At 40.2% G+C, this 15,459-nt stretch carries 18 protein-coding genes and 1 pseudogene; 11 read left to right on the top strand and 8 right to left on the bottom strand.

Annotation, left to right across the window (positions count from 1 at the left end; all coding sequences use genetic code 11):
- Positions 1–2: 2 nt before the first annotated feature.
- Positions 3–1,523 carry a putative basic amino acid antiporter YfcC gene (gene yfcC / locus G5B11_RS14770; protein WP_173728894.1) on the top strand — a complete coding sequence of 507 codons (1,521 nt, stop codon included), beginning with the start codon at positions 3–5 and terminating at the stop codon, positions 1,521–1,523.
- A gap of 32 nt (positions 1,524–1,555) precedes the next feature.
- Complete coding sequence (iadA, locus tag G5B11_RS14765) at positions 1,556–2,704, top strand: beta-aspartyl-peptidase (protein WP_173728903.1); 1,149 nt, start codon at positions 1,556–1,558, stop codon at positions 2,702–2,704.
- A gap of 246 nt (positions 2,705–2,950) precedes the next feature.
- On the opposite strand, the gene G5B11_RS14760 is transcribed toward iadA, so the two are convergent.
- Entirely contained in the window at positions 2,951–3,415 is a 465-nt protein-coding gene (locus tag G5B11_RS14760; protein WP_158421228.1) for an Rrf2 family transcriptional regulator, read from the bottom strand.
- A gap of 259 nt (positions 3,416–3,674) precedes the next feature.
- Between G5B11_RS14760 and G5B11_RS14755 the strand changes: the two genes are divergently transcribed.
- Together G5B11_RS14755 and G5B11_RS14750 are read left to right on the top strand one after the other, a co-directional pair.
- Complete coding sequence (locus G5B11_RS14755; RefSeq protein ID WP_244093036.1) at positions 3,675–3,899, top strand: hypothetical protein; 225 nt, start codon at positions 3,675–3,677, stop codon at positions 3,897–3,899.
- 76 nt (positions 3,900–3,975) lie between these two features.
- The gene (locus tag G5B11_RS14750; RefSeq protein ID WP_173728893.1) at positions 3,976–4,602 is read left to right on the top strand and encodes a DUF3786 domain-containing protein; all 627 of its coding nucleotides are present in this window, start codon (positions 3,976–3,978) and stop codon (positions 4,600–4,602) included.
- Between the two features lie 366 nt (positions 4,603–4,968).
- On the opposite strand, the gene G5B11_RS19165 is transcribed toward G5B11_RS14750, so the two are convergent.
- A complete protein-coding gene (locus tag G5B11_RS19165) occupies positions 4,969–5,172 on the bottom strand; it encodes a TetR/AcrR family transcriptional regulator (protein WP_244093035.1) in 204 nt (67 codons plus the stop codon).
- Positions 5,173–5,340: 168 nt separating this feature from the next.
- Here G5B11_RS19165 and G5B11_RS14740 point away from each other — a divergent pair, with 168 nt between their 5' ends.
- The 7 genes and pseudogenes from G5B11_RS14740 to G5B11_RS14715 all read left to right on the top strand — a co-directional run bounded on the left by G5B11_RS14740 (position 5,341) and on the right by G5B11_RS14715 (position 9,758).
- Complete coding sequence (locus G5B11_RS14740; RefSeq protein WP_173728892.1) at positions 5,341–6,111, top strand: ATP-binding protein; 771 nt, start codon at positions 5,341–5,343, stop codon at positions 6,109–6,111.
- Positions 6,108–6,299 (top strand): hypothetical protein, encoded by a 192-nt coding sequence (locus tag G5B11_RS19160; protein WP_244093034.1) that lies wholly within the window; start codon positions 6,108–6,110, stop codon positions 6,297–6,299. The genes G5B11_RS14740 and G5B11_RS19160 overlap by 4 nt, the downstream gene beginning before the upstream one ends.
- Positions 6,300–6,392: 93 nt before the next feature.
- Complete coding sequence (locus G5B11_RS19870) at positions 6,393–6,647, top strand: hypothetical protein (protein ID WP_244093033.1); 255 nt, start codon at positions 6,393–6,395, stop codon at positions 6,645–6,647.
- A 256-nt stretch (positions 6,648–6,903) separates the two neighbouring features.
- Complete coding sequence (locus G5B11_RS14730; protein WP_173728891.1) at positions 6,904–7,686, top strand: ZIP family metal transporter; 783 nt, start codon at positions 6,904–6,906, stop codon at positions 7,684–7,686.
- 19 nt (positions 7,687–7,705) lie between these two features.
- Positions 7,706–8,384: pseudogene (locus G5B11_RS14725) on the top strand (ketopantoate reductase family protein).
- Positions 8,385–8,398: 14 nt separating this feature from the next.
- On the top strand, positions 8,399–9,067 hold the full coding sequence (locus G5B11_RS14720; protein ID WP_173728902.1) for a class I SAM-dependent methyltransferase: 669 nt from the start codon (positions 8,399–8,401) through the stop codon (positions 9,065–9,067).
- Complete coding sequence (locus G5B11_RS14715) at positions 9,057–9,758, top strand: transglutaminase-like domain-containing protein (protein WP_173728890.1); 702 nt, start codon at positions 9,057–9,059, stop codon at positions 9,756–9,758. The genes G5B11_RS14720 and G5B11_RS14715 overlap by 11 nt, the downstream gene beginning before the upstream one ends.
- Before the next feature lie 752 nt (positions 9,759–10,510).
- Here the strand turns inward: G5B11_RS14715 and G5B11_RS14710 are convergent.
- Genes G5B11_RS14710 through G5B11_RS14685 form a run of 6 tightly spaced genes read right to left on the bottom strand, consistent with a single transcriptional unit; the run spans position 10,511 to position 15,134 of the window.
- The gene (locus G5B11_RS14710) at positions 10,511–11,875 is read right to left on the bottom strand and encodes a sensor histidine kinase (protein WP_173728889.1); all 1,365 of its coding nucleotides are present in this window, start codon (positions 11,873–11,875) and stop codon (positions 10,511–10,513) included.
- Positions 11,866–12,528, bottom strand: coding sequence for a response regulator transcription factor (locus G5B11_RS14705; RefSeq protein WP_173728888.1), 663 nt, complete (start codon positions 12,526–12,528; stop codon positions 11,866–11,868). The genes G5B11_RS14710 and G5B11_RS14705 overlap by 10 nt, the downstream gene beginning before the upstream one ends.
- Before the next feature lie 38 nt (positions 12,529–12,566).
- Positions 12,567–12,944, bottom strand: a complete 378-nt coding sequence (locus G5B11_RS14700) for a NisI/SpaI family lantibiotic immunity lipoprotein (protein WP_025580194.1) — start codon at positions 12,942–12,944, stop codon at positions 12,567–12,569.
- A complete protein-coding gene (locus G5B11_RS14695) occupies positions 12,937–13,680 on the bottom strand; it encodes a lantibiotic immunity ABC transporter MutG family permease subunit (RefSeq protein ID WP_025580193.1) in 744 nt (247 codons plus the stop codon). Before G5B11_RS14695 ends, G5B11_RS14700 begins: the two co-directional genes overlap by 8 nt.
- A gap of 2 nt (positions 13,681–13,682) precedes the next feature.
- Positions 13,683–14,429, bottom strand: coding sequence for a lantibiotic immunity ABC transporter MutE/EpiE family permease subunit (locus G5B11_RS14690; protein WP_173728887.1), 747 nt, complete (start codon positions 14,427–14,429; stop codon positions 13,683–13,685).
- On the bottom strand, positions 14,430–15,134 hold the full coding sequence (locus G5B11_RS14685) for a lantibiotic protection ABC transporter ATP-binding protein (protein WP_025580190.1): 705 nt from the start codon (positions 15,132–15,134) through the stop codon (positions 14,430–14,432). It lies immediately after the preceding gene.
- Positions 15,135–15,459: the final 325 nt, after the last annotated feature.

Genomic DNA, 15,459 nt, shown 5'->3' with positions numbered 1-15,459 from the left:
AAATGAACAAAAAAGAAGGAAAAGGGTTAAAGTCTTTTAACAAGGGATTCCAAGTGCCTGATACCTACATTATCATCTTTTTAGTAGTTGTTATCGCAGCAGTTCTGACATTTCTTGTACCAAAAGGATTTTACGAAACACAGGATATTTCATATATGATCAATGGTGTTGAGAAAACCCGTACAGTAATCAAAGATGGGAGTTTCCAGTATCTGACAGATGATGCAGGAAATGTGGTAACAGAAGGAGTAGCACTCTTTAGTGGAGATGGTGGAACAGGATTCTTCAACTATATGTATAACGGAATCGTAAATAGTTCTGCAATCGAGATTATCGCATTCCTTATGGTAGTAGGTGGTGCATTCGGTATCATGATCCGTACAGGTGCGATTGAATCTGGATTGATCGGACTGATCCGTAAGGTAAAGGGAGCAGAAAAATTATTGATTCCGGTACTTTTCGTACTGTTTTCTCTTGGTGGAGCAGTTTTCGGGATGGGAGAAGAAGCTCTTCCGTTTACTATGATTCTTTGTCCGTTGTTTGTAGCAGTTGGATATGATTCAGTTATTGCAGTTCTTGTTACTTATGTTGCAACACAGATTGGTTTCGGTTCATCTTGGATGAATCCATTCTCTGTAGGTATTGCACAGGGTATTGCAGGCATTGACGTATTCTCTGGAGCTGGATTCCGTATGGTAATGTGGGTAGTATTTACAGCACTCGGCTGTGGAATGACTATGTTCTATGCATCAAAGATCAAAAAGACTCCCACAATCTCAATCGCATATAAGACAGATGCATATTTCCGTGAGCAGAATGAAAAAACAGGAATTGGCGAAGGACATTCATTTGGTCTTGGACACATTTTAGTTCTTCTGACACTGGCTGCTACAGTAGTATGGGTAGTATGGGGAGTTATGGCTCAAGGATACTACATGCCAGAGATTGCTACACAGTTCTTCATTATGGGAATTGTTTCCGGTGTGATTGGAGTTATATTTAAACTGAATGATATGAAACTGAATGATATCGCAACATCATTTAAAGATGGAGCAAAAGACCTGATCGGTGCTGCACTTGTTGTTGCTATGGCACAGGGTATCATGCAGGTTCTTGGTGGATCTGATCCCACAACGCCTACAGTTATCAATACAATTATGTATAATATTTCAAATGCACTGTCTGGAGTTTCAGGAGCAGTTGCAGCAGTACTTATGTATCTTTTCCAGTCCGTATTCAACTTCTTCGTTGTATCCGGAACAGGACAGGCTGCGATCACAATGCCGATTATGGCTCCATTGTCAGACCTGTTAGGTGTTTCACGTCAGACAGCTGTAGTTGCATTTCAGCTTGGTGATGCATTTACAAACCTGATTGTTCCTACATCTGGGTGTCTGATAGGATCTCTTGCAATTGCAAAGATTGAGTGGTCTAACTGGATTAAATTCATGTGGAAATTCCTTGGCATCTTAATGATTGGTGCAATCATTACAGTTCTTATTGCAGTTGGAATTGGATTCTAAAATATGCATTTGATAATTAGGAGTGGTTTATGATGAAATTAATTCAGAATATTGATGTTTATGCCCCGCAGCATCTGGGGAAAAAAGACGTACTTACAATTAATGATAAGATTGTCAAGATTAAAGATGCAGGTTCTATATCTACAGACGGATTTCTTTCTGAGGCAGAAATGATCAATGGAGAGGGGTTACTTTTAACTCCGGGATTCATTGATAGTCATGTTCATGCACTCGGAGGCGGTGGTGAAGGTGGATTCGCCAATCGTACTCCGGAAGCAACTATGGAAGGACTTACGAAGTTTGGAGTAACAACAGTTGTTGGTTGTCTTGGAACAGATGGAATCGGTCGTGATATGTGTGCACTGGTTGCAAAGACCAAAGGATTGAATGAGCAGGGAATGTCTGCATACTGTTATACAGGCAGTTATCAGATTCCGGTTCGCACGTTGACTGACAGTATTGTGAAAGATATTATGATGATTCAGGAAATTGTTGGAACTGGAGAAATCGCGATCTCTGATCATCGTTCTTCACAGCCAACTTTTGAGGAATTTGCACGTGTCGTTGCGGATACAAGACTTGGTGGTGTTCTTTCCGGGAAAGCTGGTATTGTAAATGTTCATCTTGGCGACAGTCCCAGATGCTTAGATCTTATTGAACGAGTGGTAGATGAGACAGAGATCCCGGCTTCTCAAATATTGCCAACACATATCAATCGAAATGAGATGCTTTTCTGCAAGTCGATTGAGTATGCGCTGAAAGGCGGAGCAGTAGACTTTACCGGAAATGAAGATATTGACTATTGGGAAACTATCTGTGATGAGGTACGTGTATGTAATGGTATCAAACGGATGTTAGATGCAGGAGTAAGGCCTGACCGCATGACTATTTCTTCTGATGGACAGGGAAGCCTTCCGATGTACAGTAGTGATGGCGAATTCCTTGGAATGGGTGTTGGACAGTCCAGCTGCCTTCTGAAGGAAGTAAAGGAATGTGTATTTAAAACAGAAATTCCTTTAGAAATAGCGATTTCTACAATTACATCTAATCCAGCAGATATTCTTCGTCTCAAAGGAAAAGGTAAGGTTGAAGAAGGCTACGATGCTGATCTTTGTATTCTTGACCAGGAACTTCAGCTTGTTGAAGTAATTGCAAAAGGGAATACAGTTTATGCAAAATAAAGTATATTGGTGTTAGAAGCATCAGTTATTCAGTTGGCTGGCTAACCATATGGTGAAGCGGTACAATGATATTTTCGGATTCTGGAAGAGAAAAGAGAAAACAGATATAGACAGGCAGTTTGAATACAATACGTATATCTGGGCTTTTTTGAAGATAATCAGGGAAATGTAAAAGGATTATAAATAGTTAAGACGAAAAGAAAAACCGGGGAACAGTCCTCGGTTTTTTGATATTTGTGTTTCTGTTTAACTAATGGGGTTCTGAACAGTTACCTGTAAGTTATTTTCTATAGATGTCCGCTGATAGTAGGTATCTATGATATCCTGTAAAGTAATCGTATTCATTTTTTCTTCGGCAGCCTTTTGAATTTCATTATAAAATCCCTGCAAAGATAACTGAATGTTAATGCCAACGCCACAATCTGGATTGGTATGAGTATCTAAATGAAGCAATGGTTTATCACCTTCAACTGCTTTATAAATATCCAGCAATGTAATCTGATCTGCTGGTTTTGAAAGAGAAGGACGGGCATGTCCGGCTACACTGGTCATAAGTCCCGCTTTTTTTAGTTTTAACATAAGCTGGCGTACAAAGCCGGGATTTGTATGGACACTTTCTGCAATTGAGGCACTGGAGAGGGATTTTTCCTGGTTAATAGCAATCAGAACCATCACATGAACAGTATCACTTAATTTCGTTGAGTATTTCATGATAAGAAACTCCTTGTAGTATGATATAATGATCTTGTTTTCACGTTTTTGGGGTGAAAATATTTCTGGTTTGTTAATACATCCTAAGTTCTCAACAGTTCTTTTTAATGTGTTGATAAACTGTACATTTTTAATGTTTTGATGATTGTAAATAATATAATTACAACTATAATGGGGATTAAAGGAAAAGTCAACATAGTAATGAAACTTACGGAGGATTCGTAGCATATGCTATTTATACACAAGAATCAAAAAACATATGACTAAAAAAATGTATCACCTTTATTATCGTGAAAACAGGGAAGTTTCACAGTATAAAGAAGAATATGAAGCAAACTTATTAAGAGCATACCGGCATTTAGATGTATGCAGATTTAAGAATAAGGGATGGCCATGTCCAACATGCCCGAATTGCTGTTTTTGTGGAAAAGATTATGAAACTATGACTGAGGTAATGGATGAAAGAGAATCCGGACAAAGTTAGATTTATGAGAATACCATAATTCTTATATAAATATTGATTATTACATGATACTATAAATGTTCACAAAGGAGAGCTTATGGAATACAAAAATCAAACAGAAAATCGTGCATTTCAGGAAATGTTGCAGGCAGCAGTAAAACGGCTGCAAAATCGTTCCGGAGAGGATCTTGCTGCAAAAAGTGGGGCTGTTTTTCATAGCAGCCGAAATGTGCTTGAAGTACTGAGTTTTTATGAAACGATTGAAATTCAACTCCCTGAGTTTTGTATTAACTCAAACATGGACCAATGGCATTATCTGACATTGCTACATTATCTGGATATGGCCGATGGAACAGAAGGTTCACAGAAGCTCATTACTTTTGGTAACCTGAAAGATGGATTGATTCGAGGAACCAAGTTTGATCAGACTGCAGAGCAGAAACTGGAAAAGCTTTTGCGGGATAAAGATCCTGAGATGATTCAGAAAGCATGTAAAAACCTAGGTGCAGAATTCACAGAGACAAAGGCGGATTTGTGTGCTGTTTTTCCAGTTCTGCCAAGATATCCGGTAATTTTAAAGGTATGGTTTGCAGATGAAGAATTTCCTGTATCTGGCAAAATATTTCTTCAGGATCATGCCGATCATTATCTAAGTGTAGAAGATGCGGTAACAGTTGGAGAAATTTTGCTGCAAAAATTATCGGAAGCATTTTCTTCCCTCTGATCATGAATCAGAAAACTTTCCAGTCCGGCTTTGATAAATTTGTCAATTGTTGTCTGAATCTGTTTCCAGTCATTACAGTGATTGCGGAGCATCAGTCTGTTGATGGAAAGACAGCCATTCATTTGAAAATAAAAAACCGATTCTGCCTGCTCAAAGGTCAGGAGGCTGTGTGACATAAGCCAGGTCACATAGCCTTCTTTTGTATTTTCTGCTATTTTTTCCAGAAGAATGGGAGCAATTGTATCATCCAGAAACAGAGATCTGTATTTTGTTTCCATCTGAATCTTTTGGCAGAAGGGATAGGAACAGTTTTTCTGGTTTGGGCAAAATAAATGTTCTACCGTTGTTTTCATATCCTGTGTTATATCATTTAAAAATATCTTCCAACACGTCATGGATATCGTAATAATGAAGATAAAAAGTGCCACGGTTGATTTCAGCATTTTTGCAGATCTCTGTAACTGTAATTTTCGTAAAACTTTTCTGCTTTAACAATTCTAAGAAAGTATCTTTTATGGTTTGCTTGGTATAGCGGGTACGGCGATCTTGTTTTCTCGTTTTTTCTGACATTATATACTCCTGTATTATTTGGTATCATATGATTCCTCAACAATTTTTCTGATTTGTTGAGTAGCCATACAAATCTCACAGATTGATTATTGTAATTTATATAGTAACAACTATAATAAGATTTAAAGAAAAAGTCAACAGATTGTTCAGAATATTAGGAGGTAAAACATGGGACATGTAATTGCTGTATCAGGAAAAGGCGGTGTAGGGAAAACAACCCTTTGTGGGTTGTTGATTCAATACTTATGTGAAAATGGAAAACATCCGGTTTTAGCTGTAGATGCAGATGCAAATGCGAATTTGAATGAAGTGCTCGGCGTTGAACCGGAGATTACACTGGGAGAGCTGAGAGAAGAGATTGAACGTGCAGGAGTTGATCCGCGATATCAGATTCCGGCAGGAATGACAAAACAGGCTTATCTGGAGATGCGTCTTTCCGATGCAATTGCAGAAGAAGACGATTATGATTTGATGGTAATGGGGCGAACCCAGGGACAGGGCTGCTATTGTTTTGTAAATGGTCTTGTGCAGACCCAGGTTCAGAAACTGCAAAGCCATTATCCATATATTGTGGTTGATAACGAAGCGGGTATGGAACACATCAGCAGAGGAATCCTGCCAATGATGGAAGTTGCGATTCTTGTAAGTGACTGTTCCAGAAGAGGTGTTCAGGCAGCCGGACGTATTGCAAAGCTGATGAAGGAGTTAAACTTTAAACCACAGAAAACTGGATTAATCGTGAATCGTGTTCCAGATGGAAAACTGGATGCCGGAACTCTGGAAGAAATCCGAAATCAGGGACTGGAACTGTTAGGGGTTGTACCACATGATGATCAGGTATATCAGTATGACTGTGATGGAAAGCCAATCATACAGCTTCCGAAAGATTCTCCTGTAAGAGGTGCACTGGGAGAAATTGTAAAGAAGTTAGGATTGTGAGTTGGAGCAATCTTGATACTGTGAAGTTGTCTGCATTTGCAAAAAAGTTCTATTCGGAACCATTTACATTGAATGAGATACCCGAAGAATATATTTCACGAAACAATGGCGTGATGCTTATTTCCAGTGGAAAAATACATCAGGCAAATGAAGGCTGTGCCTGCACAATGAATAGTATTTTAAAGTAATTTATCAAACATCTGACAGTAGGGGAAAATGTAATGCTTAAACGGATCATCAATAATCTTATTCTGCACTGAGAGGATGTTGTGCTGCTGGATATGGAAGCAGGTTTGGAACATCTTGGAAGAGGGACAACAGAAGGCATGGATCAGTTTATCGTTGTGATAGAGCCGGGAGCCAGAAGTGTTCAGACTTATAGAAACGTAAAGCGTCTGGCAGAAGAACTGGGGGTAAAGAAAGTAAGGGTTGTTGCAAATTATGCTATTTTTACAGTACTGCTGTCAGAAGGAGATACAACCATAACATTATTGTGTGAAAGAGTAAATTCCACCGCCCATTTTGTAAATTTTTGAAAGAAATATATTGTTATATGATTACTTAAGTGATATACTTAAGCATAATAAAACCGTGTGAAATTACAGTTTGCTTTTTGCACGGTTTTCTTTATACTAGACAGTTAGTTAAAGCTAACGTAATGAAAGTATGAAAAATTATAGAATAACAGATATTAGGCAATATAATCAATAAGCTATAGAACTAATACTATACCGCTGAAGATAATTATTTTTGCCAATGAATTTTTTCGAGCATATATGGAAGGAAAATATAATGCGAATAAATATTTTTGAAGGTATACTGATTCCGTTTGTTGGAACAACGATAGGATCAGCATGTGTGTTTTTTATGAGACAAACACTTAATAAATCCGTGCAACGTGCACTTGCAGGATTTGCAGCGGGTATAATGGTTTCTGCTTCAATTTGGAGTCTTCTGATTCCGGCTATTAAACAATCTGAGAATATGGGAGCTTTATCGTTTGTTCCGGCAGTTGTTGGGTTCTGGATTGGTATATTGTTTTTACTCGCTCTTGATCACTTGATTCCGCATCTTCATGTTGGAAGTGATCAGGCAGAGGGACCGAAAAGCAAACTTGGCCGTACTACGATGATGGTGTTGGCAGTTACATTACATAATATCCCTGAAGGTATGGCAGTTGGTGTAATGTATGCTGGATTTCTTGCTGAAAATGCACAGATTACAGCAACAAGTGCACTTGCTTTATCACTTGGAATTGCTATCCAGAATTTTCCAGAAGGAGCGATTATATCCATGCCGCTTAGGGCAGAGGGTGAAAGTAAGAAAAAGGCATTTCTGGGAGGTGTACTTTCAGGAGTGGTTGAACCGATTGGAGCAGTACTGACGATTCTTGCCGCACAGCTGGTAATCCCGGCATTACCATATTTACTCAGCTTTGCAGCAGGAGCCATGTTATATGTCGTGGTTGAAGAACTAATTCCGGAAATGTCTCAGGGACAGCACTCAAATATCGGTACGCTTTTCTTTGCACTTGGATTTAGTTTGATGATGATCTTGGATGTGGCACTGGGGTAAGAGGAGAGGAATGATTCTTATGAGAATATTGATTTATGGTGCGGGTGTGATCGGTTCCTTGTATGCAGCTTTATTTGCAGAAGCCGGTTATGATACAAGTATTTATGCCAGAGGTAAAAGACTTGATGCTTTAAGAAATAATGGATTGCTATATAAGAAAAATCAGGAAGTAATAAAGGCAGAAATTAGGATTCTTGGAGAACTACTAAACGATGATATTTATGATTTTGTCTTGCTTACTGTCCGGGAAAACCAGCTGTATGAAGTACGTACTGAATTGAAAAATAATAAAAGTAATACGATTGTTACAATGATAAATTCACTGGACAGTTACAATAAATGGGAAAACATTGTTGGAAAAGGGAGAATATTACCGGCTTTTCCAGGAGCAGGCGGAAGTATAAATGATGATGGTATCCTTGATGCAGCACTCATTTCAAGGTTGATTCAGCCGACAACATTTGCAGAAATATCAGGAAATAAATCCGAAAGAACTAAGCAGTTTTCAGAGATATTGAGGCATGCTCATATACCATACCAGAAAGTAACGGATATACATCTATGGCAGTTTTGGAGATAAATTTATGTATCAACATGCTATGAAGGCACCAGATGAAATGAGGGAATTGCATAAGCAGTTTTATGCTTATATGAACAGAAGGAAGAAATGCGGATGCAAGACGAAAAAGGCACAGTGATTGGAGAAAAAAGCATGAAAAATGAAGAATATAAAAAATTGTCAATTAAAGAATTTACAAAAGCAGCAGGAAGATATGAAAGCAGCCATGCTGGTATTTACGAAATGTGCAAGAAAGATTATCCGGATATTCTGGAAGAATTAGAAAAGGAGCCATTTAGAGATCTATTAGATGCAGGTTGCGGACCTGCTCCGATGATTTCTTTATTAGCAGAAAAATATCCAGACCGACATTATACAGGACTGGATCTGACTCCGGCCATGATTGAGCAGGCAAAAAAGAAAAATATTTCAAATGCAACATTTGTTGTAGGAGACTGTGAGAACTTTCCTTTTGAAAACGATTCATTTGATGCAATTATTTGTTCTATGAGCTTCCATCATTATCCGGATCCACAGGCATTTTTTGACAGTGTGAAAAGATGTCTTCGCCCAAATGGAAGATTGATACTGAGAGATGTGACCAGTGACAATAAAGTATTGGTATGGCTGATGAATACATTGGAAATGCCATTGGCAAATATATGCGGACATGGAGATGTCCAGGTGCCAACAAGAGATGTGGTCATAAAATGCTGCAAAAAAGCAGGATTAAAAGTAGAAAAATTTGAAATCCGTAAAGGTATGCGAATGCATTGTGTTGTGAGAAAACCTATGGAAAAGGCGATAGGAAATGAAAGATAAGTATCTTAAGGAAACACGAATGGTTGATTTTTCTAATCCGGCAATTCAAAAACTTATTCAAAATATGAAATGGAAGGAAATGGGTGAATTTGAAAGGATTAAGGCAATCTATAACTATGTAAGAGATGATATTTTATTTGGATACAATATTGATGACGGAATTCCTGCTTCAAAAGTACTTGCAGATGGTTATGGACAATGTAATACAAAAGGAACTTTATTTATGGCACTTTTACGTGCCTGCAATATTCCATGCAGAGTACATGGTTTTACGATTGATAAAAGATTGCAGAAAGGGGCTATGACCGGGTTTGTTTACCGTAATGCTCCAAAAAGTATTTTCCATAGCTGGGTAGAAATTAATTTCGAAAATCAGTGGTACGAACTGGAAGCTTTCATTTTGGATAAAACCTACATAAAGAAGTTACAGGAACAAAATTCGGAATGTACAGGTGCATTTTGCGGTTATGGAGTAGCAGTCAAGGATTTCAGAAATCTCATTATTGAGTTTGATAGGAACAATACTTATATTCAGAGCGAGGGAATCAATCAGGATTTTGGTGTTTATGATTGTCCAGATAAACTGTTGAAGGAACATCATCAAGAAATTTCAGCTTTTAAAGCATTTGTTTATAGACATATTGGAAGACACCTCATGAATCGTAATATCAGGAAGATCAGAGAACGATAGTTTTAAACTTTTAGAATTAAAATTAAATTTGGATGGTAATATGGCAGACAAAATACAAGTTTCAAAGGATGTTTCCCAGCCACGCTGACGCTTCCTTTCCCGGAAGTAGTCAACGGCTTCATGGTACAGTACCAGCTTGCAAAAATGGTCAAACTGGCAGCGCCTCCCGTAATCATCAGGGGTAACTTTCATCTTCTCACCCCCTTTCCGTGGGGAGTGAGCAGGATGATCCTGTCCGTTGTCAGGGGCCTATGCTGGCCCTGGTCTGCTGACCGCCTCCTTTTCCATCTGATTTTTTGCCGGAAATGACAATCCGCGAAAATCGACAAAAATCGCCCGGCAGGTCGTAAACCTACCGGGCGATGATTTGAAGCGTTTTGTTGTTTTCTTACATGGTATAGTTCATACTCATAGCCGGAATATTCCCGTGGCGGGGCAAGGCTTTTTTTTAGCGGTAGAAGTGGATTAGATTATAATGATAGTAAAACAGCATGGCGGCGTCCTCCCGTGGTCCGCCATGCCTTTAACTGCTGGGAATGACAGAAAGAAAGCAGCGGCCTTGATTTCTCAAAACCGCCACCAGTGAATATAAATTAAGCGTGAAAATGGGTCTGCCCAGCAGCGGTTTTTTTCTTTTCTGCCGCTGGGCAGATGTTTTTTCTTTAGATACATGATAAGAGGAATTTTTGAAGATTCCATAAAGATTTGAAAAATGGACGGACATAAAAGACGTCCATTACACTATCGGAAAATCAGCAAGGAAGTTTCATAGTAACCTTTGCGCCGCCGGTTTCTTTTGAATTTTCTAAAATAAGCTGACCATTATGTTGTTCCATAATCGAATTTGTAATATATAGACCCATACCAAAGTGTAACTTTGAATTGCGGCTTTGATCGCCCATATAGAACCGTTCCTGTGCGTGGCATAATGCCTCTTTAGAAAACCCCGTTCCCTCGTCTGTGACTGAAATTTCCACGAAACCGTTGTTACTCTGAACATCCACATAAAGCGTTCCGCCTTGCGGGGAGTAGTCCAGCCCATTACTGATAACATTCATAATAGCACGTTCTATCAGCACCCTATCAAATTTCAGCATTTGAGGGAGTGAAACAGTATTCATTTGCAGCCGGATTTCTTTTGTCTGGCATAGTGATTCCATATAACCGAACAAGTGCTGCATGAACGCTGGCAAGTCTATACTTTCAATATGGAGCTGATAACCAACCGCCGCCCGTGATATATCAATCAGGGTTTGAATATATGACTGCATCTGGCCGGAGCTTTCCACGACGTAACCAGCGTATAATCGTTGCTCATCATCAAGATTTGTTTCTGTGAGTAAATCAGCATTTCCTTGAATAACCGTCAGAGGCGTTTTCAAATCATGGGCAAGCGCGGCGATTTGCTCTTTCTGTGTCTGTTCGGTTTTCCATTGCCGTTCTAACGAAATTTTCAGATTATCTTTCATATCTGAAAAAGATGCAAGGACATCTTCAAACTCTTTGATTTTGGCGTGTCCTACTTCAAAATCAAGGTTTTGCTTTGAAACCTCCGCAGTTGCTTCAAAAAGCGGGGTCAGTTGTGTACGCAGGTTCTTAGCAAATCTGGCGGTCAGTATGATAATGACCAGCAGCGAATTTACAGCCATCAGGATAAACGCAAGCGTGTCAGGAGATGGAAAATATTCCGGTAGCCATGACACTGTAAATTGAGAACCAATATAATACCTTAAAACGCAAAATTCGTTTTCCCGGACAACAAGTGCAAACTGCCTCTCCGTAGCATATTCAATATATTCTCCCTTTGCGTACAGCAGGGCAATTTCTTTTTCATCATCGTCCATATTGCTGTAAAGCTCATTAAAGTTCTTGTCCAGAATTAAGTAGCCGCATCCCTGTGGAATCACAACCTTTGTAATATCCGGGGCAATCGTCAGCGTTGGAATGATCTCTTTTACCTGCAATTCACTTAGATTTGCTCTTGTAGCTAATCCAGCATTTACAGCAAGTCCCTCCAAACCAGAAGGGACAATAATTGCCGCTACCAGCATGACAATGAGGGAGATAGCAAACTGGCGAAACAATATTTTCAATGTAGGTTTCTTTTTCACTCCCATTTATATCCTATCCCCCATACGGTGCTGATCGGACTTATTTTGAAATGCTCCAATTTCACACGAATATTTTTTATATGCGTTGAGATCGTAGAGTTATCGCCTATTCCATCAAACCCGAAAACGGCTTCATAGATTTGTTCTTTTGTAAAAACCTGTCCCCGGTTTTTCGCAAGGTATTCACAGATTGAATACTCGCTTTTGGTAAGGGGAACCGGCTGTTCTGAAACATACAGTACCTTTGCGGAAAGGTCAAATCTTATATCAGGCTCAAATGAAAGTGTGCTGTGATGCTCCCTTTTTTCTCTGCGTAAATGTGCCGCGACACGGGCGCGAAGCTCCTGAATACGAAAAGGTTTCGTAATATAATCATCCGCACCGATGCCCAATCCAAACAATATATCTTCCTCTAATGTCTTTGCGGTCAGAAAGAGAATCGGGCAGTCTACCATATTCCTGATCTGTTTGCAAAACTCAAACCCGTCTGTGCCAGGCATCATCACATCCAAAAGAATGAGGTCATAGAAATGCAGCTTTTTGATGTCTACATCATCCGCATTTTGACAGACTGTTATCAAATATCCATCTTTCCCCAAACTGTTCTTAATCAATTCCAAGATAGAAACTTCATCGTCAACTACAAGTAAGTGGGTCAAAAAATCACCTCCCGCCCCATTATACCACATTGTCGAGGTTACTCATCATTATTTTTAATGTCAGCTTTCCGATATTCATTGTTGATATTTACAGCTACGGCATTGCTTATATCCACATCCACAATACTGTAAACGTAGCCGAAACTGAAATCTTCCCCCGCCACATTTTTGAAGCGTTTCGATACCTGCCCGATTTCTTCTTGCAGTTCTGACATTTCAAGACATTCATCCGTTATGGTATATGTCAGGCCGTTATATGAAATTTCATCATAGTTTGCGGCGTTCAGCTCATAATACGGCAGAGATTCATTTAACGCCTTATTTTTATCGGCGGTATCGCGGAGCGCACCGCAGGCCGATAAGCATATAAGACTTACAAGCACAATTACCACGGCAAACAGGCACTTTTTATTCACTGTTTTTACCTCCCTCCCAACCATGAAACCAAACCAAACTGGCAATCAGCAGACAAACAGTGCAGCATACAGAAATAATCATACCGCTGAAAAAATCGGTTTTTACCTGTGCATACAGTTGGGGGCTATCCCATGCAAGCACAGTGTAATCCATAGCACGAACGCCCCAGGCCCAGGGAATATATTTCCATGTAGCGTCACCAAGCCCTGTTATCATAAGGGCAGCTATTAAACTCCCTGCAATTCCCAATCCCATAGATGCACCTTTTCCGAAGCTCATTCCCACAAACAAATGAATCAGGTAAATGGGAAGCATGGTAATCAACAATAGAATCCCTGCTTTCAGGTAAAGGCTTGCCGGAGCATCCCTATATAGTGCAGCGAATGTTCCTAACGCTAAAAATGTTGCGCCAAAAGCACAGATCATCAGAAAACCAAGTTTACCAATATACGTTGCCATGCGAGATGGGATTGTTCCCAACAAAAGCTGATAATGCCCGGCCTGATTTTCGATCTGAACAACCAGGCCCACAATAATGCCGATCAGAAACGGGAACGCAACGGCCAGCACTTCCAGATAGGCACTGATTTTGGTTGCCAGTTCCCATCTGGATATATGATAGTAACCCGCAAAAATCGCCGCACATATAATCGGAATCATGCTGTGCATATAGAGCAAAATGCTATGTTTACACTTCTGATATTCTGCTTTCCAGCAGCGAACCACAGATACCATAGTTACCCCACCTCCTTTTTCTCAAACCATCTTGCAGTTAAAAATGACAGCGCTGCAAACCAGGCCAGCGAAATGACCAATACAAGTATAATCATCCAAAATGCCATTGCCGTACTCTGATCTGCAACCGGCTCACCATTAGGCAAAATACCTAACACGGAAATCATAAGATGCGGCACCCAGCTATACGGGCAGATCATCCACAAAGAGGTTGTAGCCGTGAAAATCCCTAAAACGCTTCCAAGTCCGGCATTAAGAATAACCGTGACAAAGATACCAACTTTTTTTGATAACCATAAGCACAGCGGAACTTCCCATAGGCTTGCAATGACAATACAAGCTGTTCCGGCCACAGCCTGCCAAATTCCGATTGTCAGGGGAATTTCGTTGATAACTAATATTGCAAAACCGCCCAACAGATTTAGCGCCAGGAAAATGAAATTCCCCACACAGGAGTAAATACCGGCCACTCCAATTTTTGCTTTCCAGACTTTGTTCTGCGAAACAGGCAATGAAGCAACGGCACGATATTTTAGTTTGCCATTATCCCGCTGTTCAATCAAGGCACAGGTGAGCGTAAGGAATCCAGGATAAAGCAGGATATACCACCAATTATAAGAATTGAGCTGGAACCAAAGAGGGGCAAAAAAGTTCATAAGCGCAGTTACAAACGGGGCCAGAACGATCAGCGTTTTTGTGAAAGTTCTCTTATGCTTTAGGTTCTCTGCCTGAATATATGCCATCTCCATTTAATATCCCTCCTTACCATTTCTGCGAATAACATCCATAAAGAGTTGTTCCAAATCTTCACCGGCGCGAAGCTCTCCCTCATATCCAAGGACGCCGCCAGCAATGATACCCACATGATCTGCAATCTGCTGGACTTCTGACAGAATATGGCTGGACAAAATAACTGTAATCCCTTTGCAGGGAAAAGAGCGAATTAACTCTCGAAGTTCCTCAATCCCTAAAGGGTCAAGGCCGTTAGTCGGTTCATCCAGAATCAAAAGCTGGGGACTGTTCAGCAATGCAATAGCAATACCAAGCCGCTGCTTCATACCAAGAGAAAACTGCCCGGCCCGTTTCTTGCCGGTATTCGTGAGCTGGACAATTTGCAATACCTCGTTAATTCGTGCATCGTCCAGGCCGAGCAATGTAGTTCTGACTTTGAGATTTTCGTATGCAGTCAGATTTTCGTAAAGCGGGGGCATCTCAATCAAAGCACCGATATGCTCCAGATCATTCCGCTTCCACGGGTGGCCGTCAAACTCGATGCTTCCCGATGTGGGGCGCAAAATGCCGGTGAGCATTTTTAAGATCGTGGATTTGCCAGCCCCATTCGGCCCCAGCAGACCATAAACCGAGTTGCGCCGGATGTTCAGTGACACATTGTTTACCGCCATTTGCCCCTTGAAATTTTTGCAGAGGTCAGTCGTTTTCAAAATCATATCCATATAATCAAGTCCTTTCTTTGATTTTACGGATAGCATACCGGGCAATTTTGAAGATTTCATAAAGATTCCCGAAAACAGAATATGAACAATACACCGTAACCGTGGAGCATATCGCAACAAAGCACCAACCTACGCCTTTAGGGCCTTAAAAAGCCCTATATTTCAAGGTTTTTCCCGCATAGTCGGCGGGGTATGTGAGTGTTTTATCCTATCCCCGTCAATACTGGGTTCTAAATGCGTAGGAACAGGCAAAATCATGACCACCGGCTTAGCCCAACATCATAAACTTAAGAGAATCTGCTTAGAGATAGGCAGATTCTTTTAT

Origin of the sequence: Blautia glucerasea, assembly GCF_013304385.1 — a bacterium.
Lineage (GTDB): Bacteria > Bacillota > Clostridia > Lachnospirales > Lachnospiraceae > Blautia_A > Blautia_A ammoniilytica.
The sequence above is the reverse complement of the archived record's forward strand: the minus strand, read 5'-3'. Positions and strand labels throughout refer to the sequence as shown.

What these genes read in the sequence shown, in the direction of transcription:
- yfcC (WP_173728894.1), top strand. Translation starts at nt 3, where the DNA reads ATGAACAAAAAAGAAGGAAAAGGGTTAAAGTCTTTTAACAAGGGATTC.
- iadA (WP_173728903.1), top strand. Translation starts at nt 1,556, where the DNA reads ATGAAATTAATTCAGAATATTGATGTTTATGCCCCGCAGCATCTGGGG.
- G5B11_RS14760 (WP_158421228.1), bottom strand. Translation starts at nt 3,415, where the DNA reads ATGAAATACTCAACGAAATTAAGTGATACTGTTCATGTGATGGTTCTG.
- G5B11_RS14755 (WP_244093036.1), top strand. Translation starts at nt 3,675, where the DNA reads ATGACTAAAAAAATGTATCACCTTTATTATCGTGAAAACAGGGAAGTT.
- G5B11_RS14750 (WP_173728893.1), top strand. Translation starts at nt 3,976, where the DNA reads ATGGAATACAAAAATCAAACAGAAAATCGTGCATTTCAGGAAATGTTG.
- G5B11_RS19165 (WP_244093035.1), bottom strand. Translation starts at nt 5,172, where the DNA reads ATGTCAGAAAAAACGAGAAAACAAGATCGCCGTACCCGCTATACCAAG.
- G5B11_RS14740 (WP_173728892.1), top strand. Translation starts at nt 5,341, where the DNA reads ATGGGACATGTAATTGCTGTATCAGGAAAAGGCGGTGTAGGGAAAACA.
- G5B11_RS19870 (WP_244093033.1), top strand. Translation starts at nt 6,393, where the DNA reads ATGGAAGCAGGTTTGGAACATCTTGGAAGAGGGACAACAGAAGGCATG.
- G5B11_RS14730 (WP_173728891.1), top strand. Translation starts at nt 6,904, where the DNA reads ATGCGAATAAATATTTTTGAAGGTATACTGATTCCGTTTGTTGGAACA.
- G5B11_RS14720 (WP_173728902.1), top strand. Translation starts at nt 8,399, where the DNA reads ATGAAAAATGAAGAATATAAAAAATTGTCAATTAAAGAATTTACAAAA.
- G5B11_RS14715 (WP_173728890.1), top strand. Translation starts at nt 9,057, where the DNA reads ATGAAAGATAAGTATCTTAAGGAAACACGAATGGTTGATTTTTCTAAT.
- G5B11_RS14710 (WP_173728889.1), bottom strand. Translation starts at nt 11,875, where the DNA reads ATGGGAGTGAAAAAGAAACCTACATTGAAAATATTGTTTCGCCAGTTT.
- G5B11_RS14695 (WP_025580193.1), bottom strand. Translation starts at nt 13,680, where the DNA reads ATGGTATCTGTGGTTCGCTGCTGGAAAGCAGAATATCAGAAGTGTAAA.
- G5B11_RS14690 (WP_173728887.1), bottom strand. Translation starts at nt 14,429, where the DNA reads ATGGAGATGGCATATATTCAGGCAGAGAACCTAAAGCATAAGAGAACT.
- G5B11_RS14685 (WP_025580190.1), bottom strand. Translation starts at nt 15,134, where the DNA reads ATGGATATGATTTTGAAAACGACTGACCTCTGCAAAAATTTCAAGGGG.